The organism is Paenibacillus polymyxa M1, assembly GCF_000237325.1.
GTDB classification, from domain to species: domain Bacteria; phylum Bacillota; class Bacilli; order Paenibacillales; family Paenibacillaceae; genus Paenibacillus; species Paenibacillus polymyxa_C.
This window is the reverse complement of the sequence record NC_017542.1, coordinates 710,271-735,757: the sequence shown is the minus strand read 5'-3', so window position 1 is coordinate 735,757 and position 25,487 is coordinate 710,271. Positions and strand designations below refer to the sequence as shown.

General features: G+C 39.9%; 30 protein-coding genes and 2 pseudogenes. 10 read left to right on the top strand and 22 right to left on the bottom strand.

Annotated features, from left to right (window positions below; all coding sequences use genetic code 11):
- Window positions 1-86: 86 nt before the first annotated feature.
- The 8 genes and pseudogenes from PPM_RS03295 to PPM_RS27965 form a co-directional block, all read right to left on the bottom strand.
- Window positions 87-596 carry a hypothetical protein gene (locus PPM_RS03295; RefSeq protein WP_013369271.1) on the bottom strand — a complete coding sequence of 170 codons (510 nt, stop codon included), beginning with the start codon at window positions 594-596 and terminating at the stop codon, window positions 87-89.
- A gap of 8 nt (window positions 597-604) precedes the next feature.
- Entirely contained in the window at window positions 605-823 is a 219-nt protein-coding gene (locus tag PPM_RS03290) for a hypothetical protein (RefSeq protein WP_013369270.1), read from the bottom strand.
- A 690-nt stretch (window positions 824-1,513) separates the two neighbouring features.
- Window positions 1,514-1,927 carry a contact-dependent growth inhibition system immunity protein gene (locus PPM_RS03285; protein ID WP_013369269.1) on the bottom strand — a complete coding sequence of 138 codons (414 nt, stop codon included), beginning with the start codon at window positions 1,925-1,927 and terminating at the stop codon, window positions 1,514-1,516.
- Window positions 1,928-2,286: 359 nt separating this feature from the next.
- On the bottom strand, window positions 2,287-3,123 hold the full coding sequence (locus PPM_RS03280; protein WP_013369268.1) for a hypothetical protein: 837 nt from the start codon (window positions 3,121-3,123) through the stop codon (window positions 2,287-2,289).
- A gap of 523 nt (window positions 3,124-3,646) precedes the next feature.
- Entirely contained in the window at window positions 3,647-3,775 is a 129-nt protein-coding gene (locus PPM_RS30375) for a hypothetical protein (protein ID WP_013369267.1), read from the bottom strand.
- Between the two features lie 671 nt (window positions 3,776-4,446).
- Window positions 4,447-4,629, bottom strand: a pseudogene (locus tag PPM_RS29850) (hypothetical protein); the annotation flags it as partial.
- A gap of 117 nt (window positions 4,630-4,746) precedes the next feature.
- On the bottom strand, window positions 4,747-5,235 hold the full coding sequence (locus PPM_RS03275) for an antitoxin YezG family protein (RefSeq protein WP_013369265.1): 489 nt from the start codon (window positions 5,233-5,235) through the stop codon (window positions 4,747-4,749).
- An 83-nt stretch (window positions 5,236-5,318) separates the two neighbouring features.
- The gene (locus tag PPM_RS27965; RefSeq protein WP_013369264.1) at window positions 5,319-5,492 is read right to left on the bottom strand and encodes a hypothetical protein; all 174 of its coding nucleotides are present in this window, start codon (window positions 5,490-5,492) and stop codon (window positions 5,319-5,321) included.
- A 631-nt stretch (window positions 5,493-6,123) separates the two neighbouring features.
- Here PPM_RS27965 and PPM_RS03265 point away from each other — a divergent pair.
- Window positions 6,124-6,726 carry a lysozyme gene (locus tag PPM_RS03265; protein WP_013369263.1) on the top strand — a complete coding sequence of 201 codons (603 nt, stop codon included), beginning with the start codon at window positions 6,124-6,126 and terminating at the stop codon, window positions 6,724-6,726.
- 167 nt (window positions 6,727-6,893) lie between these two features.
- Here PPM_RS03265 and PPM_RS03260 read toward each other — a convergent pair whose 3' ends face one another.
- Window positions 6,894-7,493, bottom strand: a complete 600-nt coding sequence (locus PPM_RS03260) for a hypothetical protein (protein WP_013369262.1) — start codon at window positions 7,491-7,493, stop codon at window positions 6,894-6,896.
- 478 nt (window positions 7,494-7,971) lie between these two features.
- On the opposite strand from PPM_RS03260, the gene PPM_RS30555 reads away from it, so the two are divergent.
- Together PPM_RS30555 and PPM_RS29840 are read left to right on the top strand one after the other, a co-directional pair.
- Entirely contained in the window at window positions 7,972-8,184 is a 213-nt protein-coding gene (locus tag PPM_RS30555; RefSeq protein WP_414056449.1) for a tyrosine-type recombinase/integrase, read from the top strand.
- 151 nt (window positions 8,185-8,335) lie between these two features.
- Complete coding sequence (locus PPM_RS29840) at window positions 8,336-8,500, top strand: hypothetical protein (protein ID WP_228392912.1); 165 nt, start codon at window positions 8,336-8,338, stop codon at window positions 8,498-8,500.
- Between the two features lie 70 nt (window positions 8,501-8,570).
- Here the strand turns inward: PPM_RS29840 and PPM_RS03255 are convergent, their stop codons facing one another.
- From PPM_RS03255 to PPM_RS03240, 4 genes are all read right to left on the bottom strand, one after another.
- Entirely contained in the window at window positions 8,571-8,996 is a 426-nt protein-coding gene (locus PPM_RS03255; RefSeq protein ID WP_013369260.1) for a MaoC family dehydratase, read from the bottom strand.
- 74 nt (window positions 8,997-9,070) lie between these two features.
- Complete coding sequence (locus PPM_RS03250; protein WP_013369259.1) at window positions 9,071-9,418, bottom strand: MmcQ/YjbR family DNA-binding protein; 348 nt, start codon at window positions 9,416-9,418, stop codon at window positions 9,071-9,073.
- 47 nt (window positions 9,419-9,465) lie between these two features.
- Window positions 9,466-10,794, bottom strand: coding sequence for a replication-associated recombination protein A (locus PPM_RS03245; RefSeq protein ID WP_013369258.1), 1,329 nt, complete (start codon window positions 10,792-10,794; stop codon window positions 9,466-9,468).
- 123 nt (window positions 10,795-10,917) lie between these two features.
- Window positions 10,918-11,811 (bottom strand): helix-turn-helix domain-containing protein, encoded by an 894-nt coding sequence (locus PPM_RS03240; RefSeq protein ID WP_013369257.1) that lies wholly within the window; start codon window positions 11,809-11,811, stop codon window positions 10,918-10,920.
- Between the two features lie 138 nt (window positions 11,812-11,949).
- On the opposite strand from PPM_RS03240, the gene PPM_RS03235 reads away from it, so the two are divergent.
- From PPM_RS03235 to PPM_RS28300, 3 genes and pseudogenes are all read left to right on the top strand, one after another.
- Entirely contained in the window at window positions 11,950-12,390 is a 441-nt protein-coding gene (locus PPM_RS03235; protein WP_013369256.1) for a YybH family protein, read from the top strand.
- A gap of 120 nt (window positions 12,391-12,510) precedes the next feature.
- A complete protein-coding gene (locus PPM_RS03230; protein ID WP_013369255.1) occupies window positions 12,511-13,362 on the top strand; it encodes an SPL family radical SAM protein in 852 nt (283 codons plus the stop codon).
- 137 nt (window positions 13,363-13,499) lie between these two features.
- Window positions 13,500-13,783: pseudogene (locus PPM_RS28300) on the top strand (Tn3 family transposase); the annotation flags it as partial.
- 479 nt (window positions 13,784-14,262) lie between these two features.
- On the opposite strand, the gene PPM_RS29835 reads toward PPM_RS28300, so the two are convergent.
- The 3 genes from PPM_RS29835 to PPM_RS03215 all read right to left on the bottom strand — a co-directional run bounded on the left by PPM_RS29835 (window position 14,263) and on the right by PPM_RS03215 (window position 16,772).
- Window positions 14,263-14,520 (bottom strand): hypothetical protein, encoded by a 258-nt coding sequence (locus PPM_RS29835; RefSeq protein ID WP_014599442.1) that lies wholly within the window; start codon window positions 14,518-14,520, stop codon window positions 14,263-14,265.
- Window positions 14,521-14,783: 263 nt separating this feature from the next.
- A complete protein-coding gene (locus tag PPM_RS29115) occupies window positions 14,784-15,029 on the bottom strand; it encodes a hypothetical protein (protein ID WP_129548660.1) in 246 nt (81 codons plus the stop codon).
- Window positions 15,030-15,749: 720 nt separating this feature from the next.
- A complete protein-coding gene (locus PPM_RS03215) occupies window positions 15,750-16,772 on the bottom strand; it encodes an MBL fold metallo-hydrolase (RefSeq protein WP_013369250.1) in 1,023 nt (340 codons plus the stop codon).
- 165 nt (window positions 16,773-16,937) lie between these two features.
- Between PPM_RS03215 and PPM_RS03210 the strand changes: the two genes are divergently transcribed.
- On the top strand, window positions 16,938-17,948 hold the full coding sequence (locus PPM_RS03210) for a fumarylacetoacetate hydrolase family protein (protein ID WP_013369249.1): 1,011 nt from the start codon (window positions 16,938-16,940) through the stop codon (window positions 17,946-17,948).
- Window positions 17,949-18,041: 93 nt separating this feature from the next.
- Complete coding sequence (locus PPM_RS03205) at window positions 18,042-18,623, top strand: TetR/AcrR family transcriptional regulator (RefSeq protein ID WP_013369248.1); 582 nt, start codon at window positions 18,042-18,044, stop codon at window positions 18,621-18,623.
- Between the two features lie 216 nt (window positions 18,624-18,839).
- Here the strand turns inward: PPM_RS03205 and PPM_RS03200 are convergent, their stop codons facing one another.
- The 5 genes from PPM_RS03200 to PPM_RS03180 are packed head-to-tail and all read right to left on the bottom strand — an operon-like array spanning window position 18,840 to window position 23,184.
- Entirely contained in the window at window positions 18,840-20,159 is a 1,320-nt protein-coding gene (locus PPM_RS03200) for an ABC transporter permease (RefSeq protein WP_013369247.1), read from the bottom strand.
- On the bottom strand, window positions 20,152-21,054 hold the full coding sequence (locus PPM_RS03195) for an ABC transporter ATP-binding protein (RefSeq protein ID WP_013369246.1): 903 nt from the start codon (window positions 21,052-21,054) through the stop codon (window positions 20,152-20,154). Before PPM_RS03195 ends, PPM_RS03200 begins: the two co-directional genes overlap by 8 nt.
- The gene (locus PPM_RS03190; protein ID WP_013369245.1) at window positions 21,051-22,016 is read right to left on the bottom strand and encodes an ABC transporter ATP-binding protein; all 966 of its coding nucleotides are present in this window, start codon (window positions 22,014-22,016) and stop codon (window positions 21,051-21,053) included. The genes PPM_RS03195 and PPM_RS03190 overlap by 4 nt, the downstream gene beginning before the upstream one ends.
- Window positions 22,017-22,021: 5 nt before the next feature.
- Window positions 22,022-22,423, bottom strand: a complete 402-nt coding sequence (locus tag PPM_RS03185; protein WP_013369244.1) for a GntR family transcriptional regulator — start codon at window positions 22,421-22,423, stop codon at window positions 22,022-22,024.
- 41 nt (window positions 22,424-22,464) lie between these two features.
- A complete protein-coding gene (locus PPM_RS03180) occupies window positions 22,465-23,184 on the bottom strand; it encodes a hypothetical protein (protein WP_013369243.1) in 720 nt (239 codons plus the stop codon).
- 237 nt (window positions 23,185-23,421) lie between these two features.
- Here PPM_RS03180 and PPM_RS03175 point away from each other — a divergent pair, with 237 nt between their 5' ends.
- A complete protein-coding gene (locus PPM_RS03175) occupies window positions 23,422-23,649 on the top strand; it encodes a DUF1858 domain-containing protein (protein WP_013369242.1) in 228 nt (75 codons plus the stop codon).
- 14 nt (window positions 23,650-23,663) lie between these two features.
- Entirely contained in the window at window positions 23,664-24,923 is a 1,260-nt protein-coding gene (locus PPM_RS03170; RefSeq protein WP_013369241.1) for a DUF438 domain-containing protein, read from the top strand.
- Here the strand turns inward: PPM_RS03170 and PPM_RS03165 are convergent.
- Window positions 24,912-25,424: a GNAT family N-acetyltransferase gene (locus PPM_RS03165; protein ID WP_013369240.1), complete on the bottom strand. Its 513-nt coding sequence runs from the start codon at window positions 25,422-25,424 to the stop codon at window positions 24,912-24,914. The genes PPM_RS03170 and PPM_RS03165 overlap by 12 nt on opposite strands.
- Window positions 25,425-25,487: the final 63 nt, after the last annotated feature.

Genomic DNA, 25,487 nt, shown 5'->3' with positions numbered 1-25,487 from the left:
AAATCTTATTTATAATTAAAGATAATTTCTATTGAGTAATTCCACTGAAGGTCGCAATACATTAAAATAAAAAGTATTTTTTCCGGCTAGAAGCTTATTTTCTTCCAGTCAGTCTCACATTTTTTTTCGTATGTTATAAAGCCTTCAGCCGAAAACCTTTTTACAAGCGCCCTGCTAGCCTCATATTTACTACAATCTTTTTCTACATAAATTTCATCTTGTAAAAATAATATAAATATAGAACTAGACGCATCGTTATTAGCCAAATACAAACCCAATAATTCGTTGTATTGAGTACTAAAAAACAAATCTATATACTCTATTCTGTGTTTAATATTTTCCTTAGATTCAACCAATCCTTCATAACTTGCAAATAGATTAAAATCATCCAAATCATAAATTCTATTCACTGAGATTAACGGATTCATGCCTCTTATATACAGGCCTATAACATTACCATCCTCTTTCTCAAGGAAAAGGACATGGTCTAATCTCTCATTATCTTCCTCATCATGTAAATAAATAATATTTGAGATTTCTTTTTGCTCGAAAAAATAATCAAACTTTTTTGTAAAAGATATTATATAGTTATTCATAGTCGTCCTCACTCTCCAATTAAATCTAATTCAGATTTTAACTTACTTGATAAACGATCTCCTTTTTTATTTAAGAAAGTCAATATTTCATTTGTTTGTCGGTTAACTAAAACAACTGCATCCCTCTTAACAAAAGTGTCTACAGACTCGGTTGTATTCCATTCAAAAGGTTTCGAATTAGCGAGATTTTTCGAGTCATTTACAATTGAGGTAACAAACTCTTTCATCCCTTCTTTATCCCCTTTTTTAACTGGAGCACCTAAAAAATTTTGGGCTAAAATTCGACTCAGCGCTGTTTATCATCTGGATCCGTTATGACGTTAACAATTTTGTCTGCTACGTCTTGTTTTCCTTCGAAGTTATCGACCACTATTTGACGAATATCTATATCATGGAAGTTCGTTTCCATGTCACTTCTACACTCTCATAAGCAGAGTTTTTGATTTCATTGAACACAATCCGCTCAGTCTCATCTAATTCTTTCATAAAATTTGTACAATTTTATATGATTAGTTTCTAGCGAAGGGATACAATAGTATATCGCATATATTCGTCAATTCTCGGATGTCGTATTGGGCTCACCTATAATATAATCCGAATGAAATAAATCGTACCTTGCTGCTTCTCCATCAATTCATATTGTTCATATTAACTGTTTTAGAGAATATTGGGTTCATTACTACACGTTCACGTTACCCAAATCAAAATCTATGTAATATTAAGGCGAACAAAGAAAAAACCTTGAAAGATTACAGGCTTTCAAGGTCAAATTACAAAATAAAATTCAGAGGTTCATATCCACACTGTGAAATGGTTACATAAAATATCTCTTACAGTTCCTACTATTCACTAAATGGGGGCTTGACCACACTTCTTTTGGCGAACAGCCATATTTAAAAGCACCTAATTAAATTAAATCATTGGATTTTATTTTTTATTTTATTGATATAGTCTTTGTATGTTTCTTTCTGTTCATCAAACATCCAGATATCTGCTAAATCTATTAAGTGCTTCTGTTCAATATTTTCAATTATTCTATTTAATTTACCCTTATACACTGAAATCATTTTAGAACTAACAGATGATAATTTCTCCATCAATTCCAATGAATCAATATCAGCATAGAAAGGTGTATTCTGTTCATCAATCCTTTCAATAATTTCAAATATTGCTAGATTGGTAAAAATGTCTTGTCTAATGCAACGAATCAAATCAGAGTTTGATAACTCAAAGAGACATTTCCCTGTAATCTGTAAGTGCCATACAGGTAGCGTCATATCTGAAAATTGTGTTGCGTTTTCCACAATACTTTCATATTCTTCATTTGTCAAAAACTCTTTTAATGCTTTTTTCTATTAATCATATGATTTCTCCTTTCGAGATGTTTCCCCTTATATGGTAAACACTCTACAGGCTGGAATCACACACAAAAGCATAAGGATTCTTGAATCTAGAATATGTCACATCGGAATAATATATCAATAACAAAACAGCCTAAATATTAACGGTAATTTCCGAATGAATTCGATTAGATTCTCGCATCTCGTCACACTATTTGGATGATAATCCGATTCGATTCAATCTTAGCAGGGGTAAGAATAATCGAATTTGCTGGATTCGTTATCTACCGCCCGCTTAATCCAAGGAACATATCATCAAGTGGTTAGGTAGAATCGTCTTACATAATTTTCTACACTGGCAAAGTAAAGATTACCTCAAGTGGATCTTTACCTTCGAAAAAATCTTCATACAATTTTCTGACTCCCATCGAATCTAATTCTTTTTCTTGCATATTGATTAACCTATCCAACTCTTCTAAAATACTTACTTCCTTTGATGACAACACCTTTGACCTAATAAGCGTGTCTTTCATATTAGGAAGTAACCCTCTTGGCCAGCAATCCTCATACACACCTCTGTATGAATCGTATAAGAATGTGATCTGACTTATTCCCGCATATTTCCGAACGTGTGGATGCACTAATAATAAAAATTGAGCGATAATTCCAGAACGCTGGATTAAATAATAAGCCTCTTGTACTTCCTTCATCAAGTAAGATTTGGCTTCTACAGAATTAGCAAGAAAATTGATGTACATTTTTGAGAGTACGTTTATTAAGTGTTCTTTCTCTAAATTCTCTTCCAACTTCTTAATTATTTCTTTTTCACTAATTCCCGCTTGTATAAACCCTATTAAACAAGCTGACATTCCTTTCACATTAACAGCTTTTTCAGCTACACATAACATATATTTATCAAAGATTTCCTTAAGGTAGTTTTCACTAAATGTGTAAATGTCTAAACATTCAATGATCGTTTCTATTAGTGAAGCTTGATCATATTTATCTTCTATACGCAGGAGTAGATCTATCATATATTCAACAAATTCTTCTCCGTAATACTCAAGCAAGCTAGAATTATATTTTATTTTTTCAAGTAGAGCAAAAAACGTTTGATATTCTTTTGTATCATTATTTTGTGTTAGATATTTGAACATCTCATTAATATATTTAACTTTCTCATCCACCAAACTTTCTCCCCTTCTATTGTTAGTGTTACTTAGTTTAACTTTTCACACGACTTTATATCAGATTACTAGCAATAAAAAAACAATTCTACCATAGAAAAACTTAGTGCCATTGTACTACGTGCCAATCAATCAATCCCTTTGGAAGTTTGCTTATAAATAATTCGTATTACACCATTGTTTCCATATTCATCTCGTATATATACAGAATTCCACCCTACGTAATTCTGCCCATATTACGCCTATTATCAAGAACATGATCGTTTAATGCCTCTAAACGCGCTCTAGCACTTTTGTCACCCCGGGCTTGCGCTGAAATATCATTTGCCGACTCGCATTGATTGAAATAAGCCTCTTAGAAATGCCCGCATATTACATCAAGCAGCATGCATAACTTCACCAAAAAATCAGGATGGGTTTTGATTTGAAATGTGTACCTTCTTGATTTCTTTTGCCACCACGGTTTGATAACACAAGTACAGGTGGGTCTCGTCCATCCCTAATTCCAGTGGTATACATACTCTTAATGGCGAATAACGAGTTTAATATCAAACCAATCCCGAAAGGACAGGGCTAGTTGATTGTAGAAGTTCACTGCCACTCCACGATATTCAATAGCAACTTTGTCTATTGAAAGCTGTACGTCATTCATGCGTCCCCCGCGGGCAAAACTTCTGATAGATTTTCCGCTTGTATTATAGAAAGGTGGGAGTTGACGGCTAGCCTTACTACGTGACCTACTTTTTATGTAAACTGGTCACCACCAGATTTCCTTCTTCGGAGTAAAAATCGCAATAATTGTACCGTTCTGTTGCTGACAAAATCAAAAATGTATTCGTTTTAGCCGCCTCTACTTTCATTGTCGTACGATTTATCCTCAATGATGCGAGTTGTTACCTTCTCATCTTCCATATCAAGGCGGCGTATTGTACGATTTCGATGAATTTTTGTAAAACCGCAAGAAAACGAAGGTAATAAAAAAGGGGAATTATGGTATTACCTGACCATAATCAACTTGTTCAATGTAACGGAATAGCATTATTTAGGTTAAATTAAGGCATTTTAATGTGCGTACAAACATAATCGAGAAATCTTTATACAGGTACTACAGGGGTTATATGTGTTTTTGAATGAATAGATGACTTACTCGGCAGTGGATGGGGTCTTTTTCAGAAGCCGCCACCTGTATGTTTGTATTGTTCGGCATATAGCGGTGGATATAAAGAAACCACAACACGGGCGAATAGTCCATGTTGTGGAGTTGTTAATAGTGTTTTCATGAAATTACACAAAAATCCATAGCTTATTGCCGCAATTAAATCTTTAACTTTTGAAAAATTTGAGATATTTAGTGTTCTGTGGACTTCCAAAACATCTACCTTCTGATTTCCTATTGGCGATGATGAAAAATTCTTTCGCTGTTTCTAAATCACCTAGCTCGAAAGCAACTTTTCCAGAAATAAATTCCTTATCACCCGAATCTATGTGATCAAATCCAGTTAAAAATTACTCGGGTTATAAGTGTTATTGATTGAATGATAAGTTCATTCGGCACTGGGTAGCCCCCATTTATGCAAAACTCCCCCAATAGTTTGTCATAGTTAGGTTGGTTCTACAGAGCTATTAATCTTGACTATTAAAATAATTTTCTACAAATAGTTTGTTTTTTCCATTCTCAGGAAGCAAACCTAAATATCGATACTCAAAAATCATTTGTCTTTGAGTTGGGGTTAGTGTTGAAGCTATTATATCTTCATAATCATAATGAATCTTCAACTTACCAGGATACTTCAATGTTAAGGTTAAATTTGTCCACGCGTCTTGATCATTGTCTGTAAATATTTTTCTTAATTCTTTAAATTTCGTTTGCAATTCTAATAATAATTTGTCGTAAATTTTTTCATCCACACTGTATTTTTCAGGAATATCATGGGAGTATATAAAAGCCTCATTCTCAGTAGTATTGAAATAAAAATATACCTCTCTAGATCCATCTAGTATTTCGGCATATAAGTAAATCTCGTTCCAGTTGTCGTCAGGTATCATACTTAAAACATGTTCTGCTATTAAGGGATATAGTTGATCCATCTGTTGATCCATCTGTTGATCCATGATTCTATCAACCTCCAATTTTATTCTCTATTGTAATTTTCTTCGTCCTACCGCCATCTATTGAATGCTCTACTATAAAGCTATCATTCTCTTCCTTTATGCACAATGATGAATAGACCATGCTCATCCCCTATGGGAGCAAAGTTTTCAGATGACTCTCCAAAGTTCGGTATCCCCAGTTCATTTAACTTTTTCACTGCATTTGGAACGTTTTTCGAAACGATACCGATCTCACTCACCCCGATCAAATCCTTCATCGAAAATGAATAATCCTTTTGGTTTTTTATATTATGCCTAGCAATGAATTCTACGATATTTCCTGACGGGTTCTCAAAATAGAATGAATGAGAATTCCAGAAATCGAAAAACACTGCATCTTCGTGATCCTCTTCAATAAGACTGATTTGAGAAGATACCCTTTTTTTTCGCTTCTGTAAATTTATTCTCTGGAATGTTGATGGCTATATGATAATAAGGCTTACCATACTGCCCTAAGAATCGATCATCCGCCTTTTTGAAGACCACTTACGTGTAGCCCATATAAACCGTAAATTCATTATCATCCTTATCATCCGGAATTAAATAATCCAATTTGGAGTAAAATACCTTCGTATCTTCGAATTCATTTATCCACAGAACAACTTGTTAAATTTCATTTTCATTCCTCCTATAGATTAACAGGAACTCTATGTCAAAATGATTGAGGTTATACAAACTTTTGATATTAGTGAATTGAAATAAAATTTGGAGAGTGGTTGTAAAAAAGAGACTCATTTCTCTTTATATATGTGAAGGCAATACGGCATTGCGGAAAACTTGGGAATGGTGCTCTGTCTATGATTCCTCCTTATTGTTCTTCTACTAATATTAATTTCAGGAGTGATTATTATGGCAAATTTTTCTTTAGGCACAGATGGAGCAAAGCTTATCAAAAAACATGAGGGATTTTCCTTGAAATTTTATGGAGATCCTTATGGGTATCCAACAGTTGGATGGGGACATTTGATAACAAAGTCTAAAGTATATACTAAGAATACAACAGGTAATCCAAATGATTCTCTTCTCTCTCAAGTACAAGCTGATGCTCTATCAAAATCTTTAAATTTAGGTTATACTTCACCAATTTCTCAGTCTAAAGCAAATACTTTTTTTTCTAATGATACTGCAAGTGCTGTAGCGGCAGTAAATAACTTGGTACTTCCTAGCGGTCATAAATTTTCACAATCTCAGTTTGATGCACTTGTTTCGCTCACTTTTAATGCAGGTCCTGGGGTGCTAAAAACCAATGATGTAAAAGCTATGCTTGCCAATGCGCATATATATCCAACTTTTGTTGGTCCACTTTCACAAAGTCAAATTGATACTTGTTCAAAATTAGTCAGCAAAGCATTTTCATATGATAGAAATTTACAAAAAAGAAGAAATGAAGAAGCAACTTTATTTTGTAAAGGAAGGAAGTATACTCACAAATATCCAGTATATACACTATAGTTTAATCGTTATACGACATAAACAAGAAAGGTCAGCCTTTAGGCTGACCTTTCTTGTTTAAAAAATTATATTCACAGGCATTTTCAGAATCGCTTATAGGATATACTTACCTTCCTGGATATTTTCTATTTTATTAGCACAGAACTTATTACATAACCTTAATTCATTTAATCAGTAATTTTTTTAAGTTCAAAAATAGTTGCCTCTGATAACAAGATAAGCCTCTCGTTATTAACAACAAAAAAACTTACACTTACAGGTATGCTAAGTTTTGTAGAAGGGTCACTTATATCTATTGCTTTTACTACATCATTTATATTTAAGTCTGGGATATCTATTTTATATAATCTATAAAAAGAGTCAGAGTTATGGCATGTCGCTGTAATCTCATATAATGGATTTTTTAATTCATATTGATAATTACTATAGTTTTTAAGTCCTTTTGATGAAAAAAAGTCTTTTTTGATTATAATTTCGTCTCCAATAAATTTTTGCCCTGTTGGATATTCAGAAGCATCATTATATGAATTTGCAAATCCTAAAAGCTTCTCAACTTTCCAAGTTCCATAGAAATATTTTTCAGTTTCACTATCCAGACTTATACGTTCTACAGTACAATATTCGGATGTGTTTTTTGGAATAATAGACTCTTCCGTTTCAGGTTTAGGCTCACTAGAAGTATTTGGATTTGATGTCGTGTCAACATTTCCACAAGCTGATGCTAGCATCAACATTATCATAATACAAGCCAATAATGTTTTTTTCATATCTCACACTCCTACTATAAAGTTATGTTTTCGCATGTTTACTCGCTTCCTAACTGAATTAATCCCCGTATGGATTAAAATCTCCTATTCCATCGTTTTTATATCACCATGTGCTAAAAGCTACTTCCATACAGCGAGTACTCCTTCACTGCTGTATAACAAATGGGGTGATACTTTTTCTTTATTTTCCGATGCCTTTATCAGTTTTGCCTCAGTATTTTGTTCCGGTTGAGTTGTTACTTGTTTACTGGGAGGCTCGCTCGCACCTCGCGTAACCATTGTAGGCTTATCTGACCCACATCCTGAAAGCAAAACTCATCTACCTAGCAGAAATTATATCAGAGCAATTGAAGCGATGAATGACATAAAATTAACATTATTTATGAATAAGGTTAACTTTATGTTATCTAAATCACAAACAACAATACGCCCAAATTGAACCTACCAAAGTCATTTTTTTGTTGGAAAATTTCAGGAAATCATCCTGTCGTTATACCTCCGGACACTGATTGTTAAGACGCTCATGTATACCGCAATCGGGGTAAGCGAACTCATCAATATTCGGCTGACGGACATTGATTTTCATTGCTGCCAAATTCGCATTAATAACGGAAAGGACTGCAAGGATCGCATTGTTCCATTTTCCCACAGTCATTTAAAGAAGTACTGGCCATGTATGTTGACGCGATGAATAAAAAACAGGCAATGTATCTATTTGAGTCATCGTGGAAGAGAAATATACGGATCGAGGTATTTGGAAAATTTTAGCCAAGTATTCGGAAGAAGCCGGTCTTACATAAAACCTTACGCCACATAAACTACGCCACTTCCTACTAACCTGGCTGATAAAGAAGAGAATTGACGACGCACTCATACAACCGTACTCCGGCCATGAAAGCCGCAAGTCATTAGAGGTGTATTCAAAGCTCGCCATTACCGAAACACAAACGAGTACAACGAGGTTATCCACAAATTTCCAATCTAACCTATACGCTTGCACTTGGTGACAGCGACGCTGGTATTATCCCAATACGTGAATGAGGGATATCCCGTCAATTTCATTTATTTAAAGATACGCTATTTTTTTATTATTACAGAAAGGTCCCCTTCAAAAATTTTTTGAGTCGTATGATTAAAAGTGGATAAATTCACAGTTACAATTCCTGTATTCTTTCGGTTATCTTCTAGATTAATGACTTCAACAACTACATGTAACTCATCATCAGGGTATACAGGTTTCATAAATCGGATATTATCCATAGCAGTACCAGCCACTACATCCTCACCGTATAAACCACACTCTACCCATAGTTTAAATGTTAGAGCTAATGTTTGGATTCCTGAAGCAATAATTCCTCCAAATATGCCTTCCTGAGTTTTCTTCTCATCCAAATGCATGTACTGAGGGTCAAATTCAGATGCGAATTCTATAATTTTTTCTTTGGTTACTTTTATAGAATCAGTCTCGAACCGCTGCCCTACAAAGAATTCATTAAACTTCATATTACACCTCTCGAAACGGATACTTTTACATAATGACTTCCGCAAAATTTAATTATCAATAAGAAATTTATTCTCTAGCTAGTATGTTTTTTGGAGCTTTTTGGCTTGGTCAATTTGAAGCTATGATGCACCATATCGTGAATTTCATCTTCTGGTAGATCACCATCTAATATTACTGTATTCCAATGTTCCTTGTTCATGTGATAACCAGGCTTTACCTCTTCAAACGCTTTTCGCAAAAAATCAGCATGATCAGGGTTGCATTTTAGGTTGACGCAAAGATGCTCATCATGATTGTATATCAAGGCAAAAATTTTTTTGTTCCCTTGATGTCTCATCGCAGTCCATCCGTCTCCAAAAGGGTGATCTTCATATGAACTTGGATATGATAAGCAATGCTCAATAATTTCTTCTATTGTCATGACGAATTACCTCGATTTCTATTGGATCTTCTATGCATTAAACGCAATTAGGTTTCTTTGTGGCTTGCATACCATGCTGAAATCTCTTCCATCCGTTGTTTAAATTTCATTTCAGATCCTTGTATAGTGGGGTGGTAATATTCCCGTCCGATGAGAGAATCTGGCATGGTCTGCATCATTGTTAATTTTTCTTGTGTATCATGGGCATATTTATAACCTTTCCCGTAATTCAGTTCTTTCATCAACTTAGTCGGAGCATTTCGTAAATGCAAGGGAACAGGTTCATTTACGGAATGCAGGGCGTCTTTTTTGGCAGCTCTATAGGCCAAATAAGCTGCGTTGGACTTCGGGGCCAAGGTGAGATAAATGACAGCTTGGGTTAGATGTACATCGCACTCTGGCATACCAATAAACTGACAAGCCTGGAAGACAGCTACTGATATCTCCAAAGCTCGGTTATCTGCTAAACCAATGTCTTCACTTGCAAATCTGACCAATCTTCGGGCAATAAATAATGGATCTTCTCCGGACTCCAACATGCGCGATAACCAGTAAATTGCAGCATTAACATCACTATTTCTCATCGCCTTATGCAAAGCAGATATGATGTTATAATGTTCCTCACCATTTTTGTCATATAACAATGACTTGCGATTTAACATTTGTACTAAATCGTTTTTATTCACTACAATGGACCCATCTGATTTTTTCCCGTGTAATACAGCCATTTCTAGTGTGTTTAAAGCTACTCTGGCATCTCCATCGCAATATTCAGCAATCGCTGATAAAACGCCGTCTTCGATCTCGATTGATTGATTATTAAACCCTTTTGGGTTCGCTAATGCTTTTTGCAATAGTTCTAAAATATCTGCATGATTGAGTGGATGAAGCACAAACACTTTACTACGAGAAAGCAAGGCTGAATTTACTTCAAACGATGGATTTTCGGTTGTTGCTCCAATCAATATAATGCTTCCTTTTTCCACATAAGGCAGAAAGGCATCCTGCTGTGCTTTGTTAAAACGATGAATTTCATCAATAAATAAAAGTGTTTTCTCACCTAATTGCCTGTTTCCTTCAGCTTCTTTCATGACACTACGAATATCTTTGATACCGCTAGTCACAGCGCTAAAATCAATAAATTTAGATTGGGTTTGATTGGCGATTATTTTAGCTAACGTTGTCTTTCCCACTCCTGGTGGCCCCCAAAAAATCATAGATGAAACTTGATCATTCTCAATCATTTCACGTAATACTTTTCCGGGTTCAAGCAAATGTTTTTGACCTACAAATTCTTCTAAATTTTGTGGACGTACCCGATTTGCTAAAGGCCGCCCCTGATCATACTCGTCATCAAATAAAGATCCTTGGATCATAAAATCACTTCCTTAAACAACGCATTTTAAAAGAGTTCATAAGATAACATTAATATATAACTACAATTAGTGTTTTATTCAATTATGAAATATAGTAGTAGACACTCGAGTAAGTTAATAATTTCAAAGATGCTGCTGTCGAAATTCTGCAGGCGTACAACCTGTTTCACGTTTGAAAAATTTACTAAAGTGGGTTGCTTCCTTGAAGTTAAGTTTTTCCGCAATGTCACTAATAGAATAGTCCGTATGCATTAACAGACGTTTTGCTTCAAGATTAATCCGGGCCGAAATGAAAGCCTTTGCACTTATTCCAACTGCTGCCATAGTTGCCCGAGTTAGAGTTTTTTCCGTGCAGTTTAGGCGAGTAGCGTATTCACTGACATGGCTCAACTTAGCGAAGTATTTTTCAACGAGTTTCTGGAAGCTTATAAAACGCAGCGATGTTTGAGAATCTATTGTTTCATTCATCCGTTTGCATTTATGAAGAATACTGAGCCAAGTTACAAATGCGTAGAGTTGGTAACGCAACAACATATGAATATCTTCTTCTGTCCCTTCAATCAACAAGTCTTCGATCATTTGTTCGATAGAAGCGATGCTACGACGCAACTCATTATGATTTAAATTTAGAATGCTTGGTAGCCTTCCAAAATCAAAAGCTAGTTTAAGCTCATTTAATGTTGATGTGTTAGGTATAAGAAACTCCGAACGAAACAAAATAATCCATCCATCCCAATTCTCATCATGTCCGAAATTATGAACTTGACCTGGGGATATGGCAAGAAAGGTTCCTGTGCTACAGGAAATCGGCTCAAAATCGACCCATTGTATACACTCACCTTGAGTAACACATATAAGCATATAGAATTCATATCTATAAGTTACACTCATCCTTTCTTTGGGTGTCCGTTGTTTAAGATCAGAGACTCGAAAAATTTCTACATCGTATGGATAAGGTAGTACAGGTTGATATTTAAGACGTTCTATATTTCTTTTCTGCTTTGATATGCGAACCACTACATAAACCTCCTATACTAAAAATGTAGAATGTCCGAAAAGTATCATTTATTTCCCCGGTTTTGCCTTTATCGTTCGTGTTGAATGACCTAAAATGATCATATCATTTCCAACATCTAAAAAAAAGGAGTAAAAAAAATGAGTGTAAATATCAAAGAAGTAGCTGAAACTGTATTGAATATAGAACGCGCCAATAATGAACGGTGGAATCAAGGAGACTGCTTTGGGTACCTGGATAGTTACAGTGATGATATTTCATACTTCGATCCTGTGACTGAAAAACTTATTGTAGGTAATTCAGCGGTGAGAGAACATATTTTGTCACGCTATAAAAATCCTAATATTATTCGGAGTGAATATCTCAATCCCGATGTCGCTGTCACTCAAGCTGGTGATTTGGCTGTGTTGAGTTATAATTTATACAATTACGTAGCAGGAGAAGATGGACAAGAAAAACTTCAAAAAAGTTGGAATACTACTGAAGTTTTTCGTTTAATTAATGGCGAATGGCGCACAGTACATTCCCATTGGTCTTTTGTCCGCCATCCTGGGATTATATCGGGTCTTGATACGTTCTAAATAAACACACCTTTTACTATAATTAATTAAAACTCCCTTTATCAGTTGAACTGATGGAGGGAGTTTCTGTTCATTCGGAATTTCATTTATGTAAATATTTAAAATGAAGGGGTATCCAACATGCAGATTGATAATACGATGGCAAAAAAAATTTTGAGCGAAACCAAAGGAGCATCTACTGTTGGATTTACTCACTCTTTGAATCCTTTCAGTGGTTGTGCTTTTGGATGTAGTTATTGCTATGTTAGAGAAATGCCCATTCAAAAATATAAAGATATTCCTTGGGGAGAATGGATTGATATTAAAATAAATGCTGTTCAAAACTATAGTAAAGAAATTAATAGTCTCCGCCGAAGAAATAAACCTATCAATATATTCATGTCTACTGCTACAGATCCATACCAACCCATCGAGCGTAAGGTTGAGATCACAAGAAAAATATTAACGGAGATGATTGAATCTCCACCGGATTTCCTTCAAATCCAAACAAGAAGTCCTCTGGTGGTTAGAGACCTCGATATACTTTTAGAATTACAACAACGTTGTGGGTTATTAGTTTCTATGACTATTGAAACAGACCGAGAAGATGTAAAGCGACTTTTTGCACCTTTAGCTCCAGGGATCAACCTGCGCTTAAAGGCTCTTAGAAATGTCCATGCAGCAGGAATTGCTACACAGGCATCCATTTCTCCTCTTTTGCCTTTCACGCCAGATTTCCCCAAAAGATTACAGGGGATTGTTGATCGAATATATATTGATTCGCTGAACATTGGAGATGGTTTAAAGGGGAAGCGATCCGAGCAATTGGGTATGCCTTTGTTGTTTCAGCGAAATGGGTTTTCTAAATGGTATCAGCCTGATATTCATTTAAAAACGAACAACTATTTTAATAAATATTTTGACGAAAAGATTATATTCTTATCTTCCAGTAGAGAGTATCCTCTAAAGGGGAAAATATGTACAATTGATTAATCTACAAAAAATGGGACAGTCATATTCTCTAATTAGGAGATTCAATTGATGAAAACTCAATATGTTTTACATACACAAAGAGCAACTAAACAGGCTGCTCTTTGTGTATGTAAAATAATTTAAATTATAGAATTACCGTCCAGATTGGAGTTTCGACGCTTCACGTAGATGCGAATCCCCATTACGGGACGGGAAAAGGAGCTACGATTTATCGGTTCGTGAGCGACCAATTCTCCTCTTTCTACACGAAAGTCATCAATACGAACACTTGGGATGCCGTACACGTCATCGACGGTTTGCTCCACCATGAAACGGACTTGGCCATCGAGGTGCATTATACGGAACAGCCGGTTACACCGATCAAGTCTTTGGTTTAACGCATTTGCTCGGATTTCCCCAACAGGAAAAGATTCAAAAGATTTTGACTTGTTATGCAATTGTGCGGTGTCATAATTAGTGAGAAAATTATCGCTATCCAACTCATGTAAGCCATAAAAATCATAATTAATGAGCATATCCTCATTATTGTAATGCATAAGTATACATTCACCTTGTATAGGTTTCATATTATCTTTATTAGCTCAAAAGACATCAAAAAAAGCTTGCAAGCGACAAGCTTTTTCAATGTTTAATTTCAACTTAAAATAGCGACTTTCAGCGTGACAATGTTATCATGGTTTTAGAATTGCTTTCTTGTAAAAAATATGAATTTAGAAGAATCACTTCGGGCGGGGCTTTGCCATGACAGAGCTGTGCGAACCCAACATATAGAACATTCAAAGCAGATACAACGCCATTCCAGCCGCGACTTTGCTGCTGTTTTTTTACATTTAACATCGTTACACCACTTCTACTTGGCAATTTATACATCGTTATTTTCTAAAAAATGTTGCAAACGCCCTAGCTGCAATAGATGATGCTGTATTGCATTTTAACTAGTAAAAACCACTCTGTAGCATTAAATGCATCGAAACCGGGATGAAGGATTTTATTCAAATCCTGGTGCCTGACGCAAGGTGTTTCAGTACGTTTCATCCGTTCCACTACACCACGAAGTCCTTCTATAAACTGCTCCTTACTCTTCGGCTGCTGCGGTGTGTACTGCGGCGAATCCGGGACCCGTATCCGAATGGGTGGAAAACTTCCAAGCTCAGACACTGCCTTGCCTTACCACTCTCTGTTTTTTCTCCCATGATCCCCAATGCGGCTTCGCTTCCGGCCAAACTTTGGTCAACATTACGCAAATGAATGAATTGTATCAAATACATATACATTTGCCCAATCGACCTTCTTTCTCATACGGTTTTGCATGTAGTTGCTCCATATTGATGTTTTCTAGTTCAACTAAATACCGTTGAACCGTCGTTTCAAAAGACCTGCAATGCTTCTGCTGTACTTCTGATGAAAACAACACTCCTCATTTATTCTAGATATAACCCCAGATTGAGTAGAAACGGGCGGCAAGCCCCTGTACTCGCACGCCTCCCCAGATAAGAGCGCCATTTTTCTGCCCGCAACCACTGGAGTCTACAGGGATGCCCTTGGCGACTTCGGATTTCGTTATGCATAAGTGACTCATCTGTGATCCCTGCCTCAAATCCAGTTCGTGTACCTTGGCTCGTGCATTTGCCTCCAGCTTCCTCCAGATTCCACCTCGCGATGAACACCCTTGAACACCCTTGCTCTTGGTAACGGTAGCGTTAGCCAGCCTACGTTCGGGACTCTCACCCTAGAGATGACGCCATGCTGAGCGTACTATAAAAAACGCTACTGACAACAGCAGTCATTAGCGTTTTATCATTCTTTCGGCCTCTTCCCGAATCCGACAGCATAGAGAACCGGTTTCGGAACCTCCACGTCTCCTACCTCCCCAGTTGAGGTTAAGGTGCAGGAGTTCCTCCAGCGTTCAAACGACGATGGACAAATCCACTGTTTTGGGGCTTGAAAGATAGTATCATAATAAGACCGCCCCGTACCTCCGACCATTCTATAATCATATATTTTTATCATATCGCTTTTATTTACAGCATTATTTACGGTGTCTTTTTTTGGAAATGTATATAAAGAAGTCGTAGATGCTAATTCTTCACAACCGATTGGTGATTTTGGCGGAAGAGAGCATAACAAAATCAAGTGGAGCAAAGCTAAACCCGTCCGACCAACCTAGGGTTAACATAGTGTAGCCTTTGATAAATTTGCCCGTGGAATGGTCAACAAGATAATTCACTAAAAAAAATTATTATCCGACTGTTCCCTGGAGGTAATTAATGACGAATCTCTCTATTGGCTGCCTAAGCGGGCTTTATTCAAAGTGTCCTCAATTGGGGTCACAGTTCATCGTTTGCGACAAGGCCGTTTTTTGTTTTTCGTACGCTAACTTCAGCTTGCTATTCTTGCCAAACACACATAGGGTCCCATGGCTTGATCTGATCGCCATATTTTCCGGCCAAAAAAGCTTTCATGTCTTCCAGCTTAGCAGGCACCTCGTTCCAAATTGGAAGGGGTGGTAACCCTCGTTTGCTTTTCAATAGGATATCCACTGTAACATACAACCGTTCTGGCTGAATCCAATGAAGGAAGCGGGAAATATCAATTTGCTTGGTCAGGGACAAGGTATCAATTTCGTCATTGTAATGCTTGTTAAACTCGCTAATCAGGTTCAGGAGGTAGTGTCTTTGCTCCTTCACGAAATCCAGGCCGCAGATGGCGCCATGTCCTGGAACAACGATTTCGGGTTTAATTTCATCAATAATGCGATCAAGCACTTTAACCCAATTGAGGGTTCCCTCTTCGCTGTATGCCGTACAACCGTTAAACACAACATCGCCGGCGAACAGCACCTTTTCTTTTGGCATCCACAGCAGCAAGTCACTGTCAGAGTGGGCCGGAGCTACGTTGTAAATCATAACTTCCATATCGCCAAGACGGATGTTGATATCGTCCTTTATCTCAATATTCGGGAGCACCCATTCTACGCCTTCCAGGTCGAATCCTTCAAATTCCGCTGCAAAAAACCGCTCGCCCGAAGTCGATTCCGGAGAATTCTTTCCTCTTCTGATGACGCTATCCATCCAGGCGATATTTTCGGTGAGACGCTCTCTGGACGCTTCCTTGTGCATAATAATGCAAGCATCTTCAAACACTTTGTTTCCCCAAGCATGGTCACTGTTATAGTGCGAATTCACCACATATGCGGGAGAGCCGCCGTTGCTTACTTCCTTAAAAGCCTCCCGCATTTCCCGCGCATGGAACAAATCGAAGAATGTGTCATACACCAGCCCTCCGCCCTTGTTGACGAACCCGGCATTGGCCCAACTGATGCCGCGATACGGCGAAATACCGGCAAAGACGCCATTTGCGACTTCAAAAAATTTAACGCGAGGTTTTTGGATAATACGTCCATACTTCATGAAAATTCTCCTTTGCGTACATGTTTTTGGGGTAAAGCACACTGATTATGTCTTTAGTATAGAGAATCGAAAACATAGATGCAAGCAAGCACTTGCATTCATTTGTTTTATGCAATATGATAGTAACAGAACAACATCAAACAACATGGATGGAGGCGCTGCAACATGAAGCTAGTAACCTTTCAAACCAAGACATCTCAGGAACCTTTGTTTGGGTTTGTAATTAACGATAAATTTGTCCTGTCTTTTGCCGCAATTATGAAAAAGCAGGGGACATTCGTTGACAGTCTTGAAAGTATGGACAGCTATCTTCATTATTTGCCAGCAAGTTATGATGCCGCTAAGGAATTGATGCAATATGCTGTCGAACTGTCGCATCAATTCAATGAAAATGAAGTCTGCCCGATTGGAGCGGTAAAATTGCTGCCGCCGGTTCCGCATCCGGCTGCGCTTATCGATTTCGGGCTGACGCCAAGACATCTGAGAAATGCTGGCGTAAATCTGCTGCAAAGAGAATACACAGGACCGGAAAGAGAAGAACTTAAACGAAAAATTGCTGAAAAATTCCAGAAAGATCCGAATAAAGTAATTTTCAGTTATTACAAGTGTAACCATAATGCATTAATTGGCGATGGGGATACGATACATTGGCCTTCGTACTCTTCCTACCTGGATATCGAGCCGGAGCTGGCCTTTGTTACGGGGAAGGGGAACTGCATTGCAGGTTATGTTATTTTTAACGACAGTACTGTTCGCGATGTGCAGTGGCCTGATTTCCTGGCGCTGACTGGACCGACGCGCTGCAAAGATTTTGATCGCAGCAAAGGAATAGGACCATTTCTGGCTACGCCGGATGAAATCGGCAACCCGCTGGCACTGGATGTGGATGTACGGATCGGGGAGAGACTGCACTGGAAGGGAAGCACATCCGAGTATTCTGTACACCCTGCAAAAGTGATGGAGGAGATTCTCAAAGTTTTCACGCCGCTCCCGGGCACGATTATAGGAATGGGGACGATACCGGATTGCTGCGCAATCGAGACCGAACAATGGCTGTTGCCCTCTGACCGAATCCAGATTACATTTGATAAATTAGGCTCGCTCACGCAATTTGTGCCTGATCATGTCAAGATTACTGAACCAAGCCGCTGGGAAAAAAGAAGTGATTTGCCTTAAATAAACGTTTATGAAAATGATGAACCCCGACCCTGCTGCATATGCAAAATCTTGTAGTAGAATAGGTTTAACATATGTAAAAGGAGAAATGCAATGCAAACTTCAGACAGAATCATTGAAGCCGCAACACGGCTCATCAAAAAGAAGGGCTATCGGGGAGTAAGCACCAAAGCCATTGCAACGGAAGCTAAAGTCAATGAATCTACGATTTTCCGGCAATTTGGAAGCAAGCAAGGCATATTGGAAGCCATCATTGAAAGACATTCGGATATCCCGCAATTTGAGAAGCTGTTAAAAGAGGATGCGACCGATAATCCAGAAGTAGATCTGCTGAATGTAAGTCAGCAGTACCGTTTGTTTTTCCATAAAAATGCGGACATCATTTTGATTGGCATCCGTGACAAAGGAATGCTTCCCGAATTGGACAGAGTGCTGGCCGATCCGCCGGTGAAGCTGCACTCCTTGCTGGTTGAATATTTTGAACGCCTGCAGAAGAAAAAAGTTATAGCCAGACAGGATGAGCGTCTTGCCGCCATGACTTTCCTCTCGATGTGCTACGGATTTCAGATGAGCGAGCTGATTCACCGGCAATATCAGTCCCAACTCGTCACCGAGGAAGAGTTCTACAAGCACAGTGTCTCATTGTTTGTTAAAGGAATCTTGTCTCAGTCATAAGCTTTATTGATTTATTTAATGATAAGTCTAACTTCTCCTCTCAAAACATCACCAATTATTAATCATCACCATATAAAGTGGAAAAGCCTTGATCCATCGGTACTTCTGATGAATCAAGGCCCCCACTTTGTCTCAAACATATATTGAAAAAAATCTCATTTATTAATTACATTTGTCTCAACTATAATGGTTACTCACAATGTTCTCCTAAATCCATTAAATCTTATAAGCCTTCATTGCTTTTCTTAGCTCTTTGAATGAAGGTCGTTTCCCGTACATTAAGACACCCGTACGATAGATCTTGGCGGCCAACCAACCGAACAACAAAATGGAGGCGACCAGAATGGCAAGTGACAGCCAGATTTCCAGCAAGCTCGCCCGTTCCAGACCAATCCGCAACAGCATAACGGTAGGAGAAAAGAACGGAATGTACCCAGCCACCTTAACGAAAATCGTATCAGGTGCGGCGATATTGAAGATACCGATATAAAAGGCTGCCAGTGACAGCACGGTAATTGGCATAATGGCCTGCCCCAACTCCTCGGTACGGCTAACAATGGAGCCCACCGCAGCGAACAGTACTGCATATAGAAAGTAGCCAAGGATGTAAAATATGAGACCATATCCTAGCACCGCGATATTCAGTTGCGACAGATCCAGCCCGGCAGAGCTAAGGATCACATTATTATGCGGCAGCATAAGATTGGCACACACAACGGCTGCAAAAACAGCAATTTGCAGCAGACCAACCAGGAAGATGCCGATAATTTTCCCAAACATTTGGGTCAACGGCGAAACACTTGTGATGAGAATCTCCATGATCCGTGAGCTTTTTTCCGATGTTACTTCTGCAGCAATCATATTCCCTGTCATCATGGAAGAGGTGAAGAATAATATCATCAATACATAGACCAAACCATAGTTAATCATTGAGGTTTCTTTTTCCTCTGTCCCTACAGCTCCCCCTGGTTCAGATGGACTGTCTACTTCTTTGCTATCCACCATTACAGGTGTACTGATTTCACGAATTTGATCGCTGGTCAACGATTTATTGCCCATAATAGCCTTGACCTTTGCTTCCTGAAGTCCCGTTTGCACCAATGTGATTACAGCCGGAGATGGCTCTTTTTCTACAGAGACGTACTCCACTTTGGGAAATGTGTCTCCCTTGGCGGCAGGCTCCGTAAACCGCACGTAACCTTTCAGCTTCCCATTTTTCAAGGCTTGCTGCATTGCTGGCGCTTGTACGCTGTCATAACGTACCCAGATGGCTGCCGGGTTGGACTGCTCCTTGGTAAACTGCTCCAGCTGATTCGCCACTTCTGTCTGGCTCCCGGCAATCAGCCCCAAGCGTTGATGCTCAGCTGCCGTTGTACCGGAACCTCCGGCCCCTTCTCCTTTAAACAAAGAAATCAAATATGGCAGATTCATGCCAACCGTAATAAGCAAGGCCAGTACCAGTGTCGTAATGATAAAAGATTTGGTCCTCGCCTTCTGACGAAACGTAAAACCGATCACCGTACCTAGTCTATTCATGGGAATCCCCCACCTCTCTTATGAAAATTTCGTTGAGCGTAGGTTCCTTGATCTCAAAATGCTCCACATCCGTTTGCCCCAACGCTGTTTGCAAAATTAACTTCGCCGCAGCCGGCTGCTCAATATGCAGCATCCAGCCACGATCCATATTCTCTATGCTGCGTACGCCTGGCAGCTGTTCCAGCCCGCTCACTTCACCCGTAGTGATGAGACGAACTTTTTCACGTGGATAGCGGCCTTTAATCTCTTGCACACTTCCTTGCACCACAGTATTTGAGCGATGCAAAATCGTAATATGTCGGCACAGTTCCTCCACATGCTCCATACGGTGGGTTGAGAATAAAATCGCAGCCCCATCATCCCGTAATTCCTTCACCGTATCCTTAAGCAATTCGACGTTCACCGGGTCTAGTCCACTGAAGGCCTCATCCAAAATGAGCAGCGTTGGGCGATGCACAACCGCGGCAATAAAACCCATTTTTTGCTGATTTCCCTTGGATAGCTCCTCAATCCGCTTGTCATAATATTCCGGCACTCCAAAGCGCTCCAGCCAGTAGCGTAGACTTTTGTCTGCCTCCTTGGCCGACATTCCGCGCAGCCTGCCCAAATAGTTAATTTGCTCGCTCACCTTCACCTTGGGGTACAACCCACGCTCTTCGGGCAAATAGCCCATTGTCCGCTGAAGCTCCTTGCTGTAGGGCTTGCCCTCATATTGGATGCTTCCCCCGTCAGGGTAAATCAGACCGAGCACCATGCGCATCGTTGTCGTTTTGCCTGCTCCATTGCCTCCCAGCAGTCCGTAAATCTCGCCGCCGTTCACATTCAGCGATATTCCATTTACCGCCGTATGGTTCCCATATTGCTTCACGACCTTTTCCAATTGCAGCATACTCATGATTGTTTTACCCCTTCCTTCTCCATAAATGTCTCTGCATTCGCAGATATTTGTCCTGCAGACCAATATACTAAAATATCATCCAGTTCCAGACGCCGCACACGGATGGGGCGAATCCCCGCTTGTTCCAATATAGCACTGGCCTCCCCGGCTGCCAGCGTTATAATTCGCTGTAAATTCCCATCACTCTCCGTCTCTACAACTCCCGGAAGCTCCGATGCCTCCTCTGGTGTACCTTCAAACCACATTTCCTTGCCATTTTCGAGCAGATGGTCTTTTTCCAGTTTGCCAAGCAGCCTGCCATCGTGCATCAAGACAATATAATCCGCCAAACGCTTGATCTCGTCCATGATATGGGTAGCAATAATGATCGTCGTTTTGCCGTTCTTCATACAATCCCGCAGTTCATCTAGCATGATTTTCCAAGCAAAAGGATCTAAACCTGATGAAGGCTCATCCAGCAGCAACACACGAGGGTGTGGCGCCAAGGCAGCAGCCAGTTCGAATTTCCGACGCTGTCCCTTGGACATACGCGATAATTTCGTATGTGATGGAACCTGAAAGCGGTCCATTAAACGCTGAAAACGTGTTTCATCCCAGCCGGGATACCACAATGCTCGAAAAGCCGCTGCTGCTTCTGCCGTTAATCGATCCTCCTCGCGAACCGGCTGCTCCGGTATATATCCAACCCATTGTCGTGTATCTGCCGGCATGCCGTCGGGGTATGCTTGGCCGAACCAACGAATCTCACCGGAATCCGGATGAACAAGCTGAGTCAGCAAATGAATCAATGTGCTTTTCCCTGATCCGTTATGTCCAGCCAAAGCGACCACATATCCTGGTTCAACCGTTAAATTAATCGGCCCAATATTCCGGTTACCCCGGGTTTTATAGACCTGGCTCATCTCAATAATTGGTGCTTTCCTCTGTATTTGCGTAGGAACTTCCACATGATTGTTCACAGCTGTCACTCCTTCACCTGGACTTCATACCTTCTTTTCACCATTTCTGCAAAAAGCTCCAATAATTCCTGCTCTGTCATCTGTACAGCGATGCCTGTGGCAATCGCCGTTTCCAATGCCTCGGTCACCGCTTTAAGGCGGTAACCTGAGCGCATATCATCCTCGACCAGAGCGACAAAGGTGCCCGTTCCCTGCCGGGTACGTAGCAAGCCTTCGTTCTCCAAATCCTGATAGACCCGCCGGACGGTGATTACACTACAACGAAGCGTCCCCGCAAACTCACGAATGGAGGGAAGCAGCGTTCCCGCTGCAATTTGTCCGGTTACTATGAGTGAACGAAGCTGCTTTTCAATCTGCGCATACAGCGGTTCCGCGCTATTCTCATCAATTTGCACTGGAATATTCACCTGCTTTCCCCCCCTTTTTTGTTATTTTTGTACACATACTACTAAGTTAAGTTCCGTTTCATGAGTTTACGCTGTGTCACCCGATAGGACACTGACATAGCCAGAACTCCTGCTAACAATGCTCCCCACATCACCGGGGACAACAGCAACCATTCCTTACTGTAAGAAGCCGTTATCGATACCAGATTGGCCCCACATACTCGAGCTATAATCGTAACCATCCCGCACATTAGCATGATCACAATAGATAGCCAGAAGTACTCTGTTCCTCTTTTCAAAAATTCCAAGTGAATATAAATGGCTTGAATGAGCATTCCGTAGCCTATCCAGGTCAGAGCAAACGATACAAAGAAACCTGTGCTGGCATATACCCGAAGCGTACCTGACAACGTAAACAAAAGAGCAAAAAATATCACACTATTCGCAACAAACGCCAACACCGCCTGTTGAATTCGACTCATAATTACCGCTTTCATCGGTATAGGCAAGGTGCGGAAAAAGGCTAGCATGTGCGTATAAGAATCTTCCTGCAAATATTTGAACGCTCGACGGTTATAAATGAACCCTAAAAACGGAATCAACGTCAGCATGATGAAATCAGCTACTGGACTCAAGGCTGCATGCTCACCCCATTGCACACTTACCGCAAAACTCATGGTAAATCCCAAATACGCAATAAACAGCAACGTCCATAGTGCTGCATATGGATTCTTGCGAAAATCCTGACGGGTAATCATCCATGCTTGCTTCATGATCGTCATTTTCTTATCCTGATCCCTTCTGCACTGCCTGTGAATAACGACCTCGTTCGCTCTTCATTTCGAAGGTGTTACGACAGTATTCAGTGTTATTACTGTATATATCCTTATACACAGTATATAAACCAAGATTTACAGTTGTCAACCACCTGAACAATATTGTGCGTACAATCACAATAGCTCGTTTGGACCTATGCTACTCTGTAAATGAAAAACGTTCTCAATCGAGGGGATGAACAAATGGATAAAATACTGCATTGGGATGAGTCCATATTTAACCTTGTTAATCGTCATCCTGAAGTGAAGGACATTATGGTAAAACTAGGTTTTGACGATATTGCCAAGCCCGGTATGCTCCAAACCGCAGGACGTTTTATGACACTGTCCAAGGGAATTGCATTGAAGAAAATAGGTATGGAAACTGTGCAGCAGACGTTTATGCAACATGGTTTTACCATTCAAAAATAAAGGGGTTAACGATCATGAGCGAGCTAATTAACAACCGTGAACATACAGCACAGGAATTAACGGAGCGTCAGCGAACACTGAAGGAAATTATTAAAGAACTACATGCTGGGAAAAGCGTGGAGGAAGTCAAAGCTCGTTTTGCAGAGGCTGTTGGTGGAGTGAGCGTGGCAGAAATTTCAGCGATGGAGCATGCCTTAATGACTGAGGAAGGAATTCCGGTGTCGGAAGTCCAGCGCCTCTGTTCCGTTCATACGTCGATATTCAAGGGCTCTATTGAGGATATTCACCGTCCTGCAGGACCTGAGGAACAACCGGGACATCCTGTTCACACCTTTAAGCTGGAAAATCGTGAGATCGAACGGCTAGTCAACTTTAAGCTGGCATTGCATGCAGAGCAATTTCAAAAAGAAGACAGTCCCAAGGTTATTTACAAGCTGCTTGAGGATTTAAGTCTGCTAATGGATGTAGACAAACACTATAGCCGCAAAGAAAATCTAGTATTTCCTTATCTAGAACGTTATGGGATCTTTGGTCCAACCAAAGTAATGTGGGGAGTGGACGACGGCATTCGCGCCGCAATCAAGGATGCGAAGAAGCTGCTCACCGAATATAACGGAGATCGTGAGCAGATCGGGAAGGCGCTTGCCCATATCATGAGCGAAGTGAATGAAATGGTATTCAAGGAAGAAAATATTTTGCTGCCGATGGCACTCAGTAAGCTGACCGAGGATGAATGGCTAAAAATAGCCCGGGAAAGCGAGGAAATCGGTTTCTGCCTGACCGCTCCTGAGCGTGAATGGATACCTGAACGGGCAGAGGAGCCTGTAGAAGCCCTTGAGCAAAAAGAAGACACTTCTGGCACTCCGCAAGGGTTCGTGCGATTTGAGACAGGGATTGTATCTGTACAACAATTGGAACTGCTGTTGAATCATCTGCCTGTGGACCTGACCTTTATCGATGAAAATGATGTTGTTCGCTATTTCTCTCACGGTAAAGAACGGATCTTTGCCCGCACAAAGGCCGTCATTGGTCGTACCGTGCAAAATTGCCATCCGCCGCAAAGCGTGCATGTCGTTGAGAAACTGCTGGAGGATTTTAAGGCCGGCCGCAAGGATGTTGAGGATTTTTGGATTCCAATCAAGGACAAATTTGTCTACATCCGTTATTTTGCCGTTCGGGATAACGAAGGACGCTATCTGGGAACGCTGGAATTCACGCAAAACATCGCTCCTATTCGCGCCTTGGAAGGACAAAAACGTATTCTATCGGAATAGCAGCCAGCCGTAAGCCACCATGTTCAGGTTTTTGCCACCCATATTTATAATATGCTGTTCTACTACAGGCTTGGCCCCCAGTCTTTCATAAAAAGTACACGCTGGATTATCTGCCAGCACCCACACCATGACAGAGTGAATATCCATACTATTAAAATGTTGAAGCAAGCGTAGAAAAAGTCTTTTGCCGAGCCCTAAACTATGGTATTCACTCAAAACATAAATAGCCGTGATCTCTCCCCCATACGGGGGATATTCCCCTGACTTTTCCGGACCTCCACTCACAAATCCGATAATTTCCCCCTTTTCATTTTCAGCAACATATACGAGGTGACCGTCTTCAGTAGATAGATTCGCATTCCATAATTCTATTCTTTGCTCATAGGAAAGACGTTCCAGAACCTCGTCAGGCATGATATCTTTGTATGTCGTTCTCCAGCAGTCTACGTGCACCTTGGCGATGTCTTCGGCATCTGATATCATCGCTTCCCTGATCATCATGTGGGTTCCACTCCTAGTTTCCAATATTATGCCTCCTATTATATCGACGATCCGAATCTCGAT

What these genes read in the sequence shown, in the direction of transcription:
- PPM_RS03295 (WP_013369271.1), bottom strand. Translation starts at nt 596, where the DNA reads ATGAATAACTATATAATATCTTTTACAAAAAAGTTTGATTATTTTTTC.
- PPM_RS03290 (WP_013369270.1), bottom strand. Translation starts at nt 823, where the DNA reads ATGAAAGAGTTTGTTACCTCAATTGTAAATGACTCGAAAAATCTCGCT.
- PPM_RS30375 (WP_013369267.1), bottom strand. Translation starts at nt 3,775, where the DNA reads ATGAATGACGTACAGCTTTCAATAGACAAAGTTGCTATTGAATATCGT.
- PPM_RS03275 (WP_013369265.1), bottom strand. Translation starts at nt 5,235, where the DNA reads ATGGATCAACAGATGGATCAACAGATGGATCAACTATATCCCTTAATA.
- PPM_RS27965 (WP_013369264.1), bottom strand. Translation starts at nt 5,492, where the DNA reads ATGAAGGATTTGATCGGGGTGAGTGAGATCGGTATCGTTTCGAAAAAC.
- PPM_RS03265 (WP_013369263.1), top strand. Translation starts at nt 6,124, where the DNA reads ATGGCAAATTTTTCTTTAGGCACAGATGGAGCAAAGCTTATCAAAAAA.
- PPM_RS03260 (WP_013369262.1), bottom strand. Translation starts at nt 7,493, where the DNA reads ATGAAAAAAACATTATTGGCTTGTATTATGATAATGTTGATGCTAGCA.
- PPM_RS03255 (WP_013369260.1), bottom strand. Translation starts at nt 8,996, where the DNA reads ATGAAGTTTAATGAATTCTTTGTAGGGCAGCGGTTCGAGACTGATTCT.
- PPM_RS03250 (WP_013369259.1), bottom strand. Translation starts at nt 9,418, where the DNA reads ATGACAATAGAAGAAATTATTGAGCATTGCTTATCATATCCAAGTTCA.
- PPM_RS03245 (WP_013369258.1), bottom strand. Translation starts at nt 10,794, where the DNA reads ATGATCCAAGGATCTTTATTTGATGACGAGTATGATCAGGGGCGGCCT.
- PPM_RS03235 (WP_013369256.1), top strand. Translation starts at nt 11,950, where the DNA reads ATGAGTGTAAATATCAAAGAAGTAGCTGAAACTGTATTGAATATAGAA.
- PPM_RS03230 (WP_013369255.1), top strand. Translation starts at nt 12,511, where the DNA reads ATGCAGATTGATAATACGATGGCAAAAAAAATTTTGAGCGAAACCAAA.
- PPM_RS03215 (WP_013369250.1), bottom strand. Translation starts at nt 16,772, where the DNA reads ATGAAGTATGGACGTATTATCCAAAAACCTCGCGTTAAATTTTTTGAA.
- PPM_RS03210 (WP_013369249.1), top strand. Translation starts at nt 16,938, where the DNA reads ATGAAGCTAGTAACCTTTCAAACCAAGACATCTCAGGAACCTTTGTTT.
- PPM_RS03205 (WP_013369248.1), top strand. Translation starts at nt 18,042, where the DNA reads ATGCAAACTTCAGACAGAATCATTGAAGCCGCAACACGGCTCATCAAA.
- PPM_RS03200 (WP_013369247.1), bottom strand. Translation starts at nt 20,159, where the DNA reads ATGAATAGACTAGGTACGGTGATCGGTTTTACGTTTCGTCAGAAGGCG.
- PPM_RS03195 (WP_013369246.1), bottom strand. Translation starts at nt 21,054, where the DNA reads ATGAGTATGCTGCAATTGGAAAAGGTCGTGAAGCAATATGGGAACCAT.
- PPM_RS03180 (WP_013369243.1), bottom strand. Translation starts at nt 23,184, where the DNA reads ATGACGATCATGAAGCAAGCATGGATGATTACCCGTCAGGATTTTCGC.
- PPM_RS03175 (WP_013369242.1), top strand. Translation starts at nt 23,422, where the DNA reads ATGGATAAAATACTGCATTGGGATGAGTCCATATTTAACCTTGTTAAT.
- PPM_RS03170 (WP_013369241.1), top strand. Translation starts at nt 23,664, where the DNA reads ATGAGCGAGCTAATTAACAACCGTGAACATACAGCACAGGAATTAACG.
- PPM_RS03165 (WP_013369240.1), bottom strand. Translation starts at nt 25,424, where the DNA reads ATGATGATCAGGGAAGCGATGATATCAGATGCCGAAGACATCGCCAAG.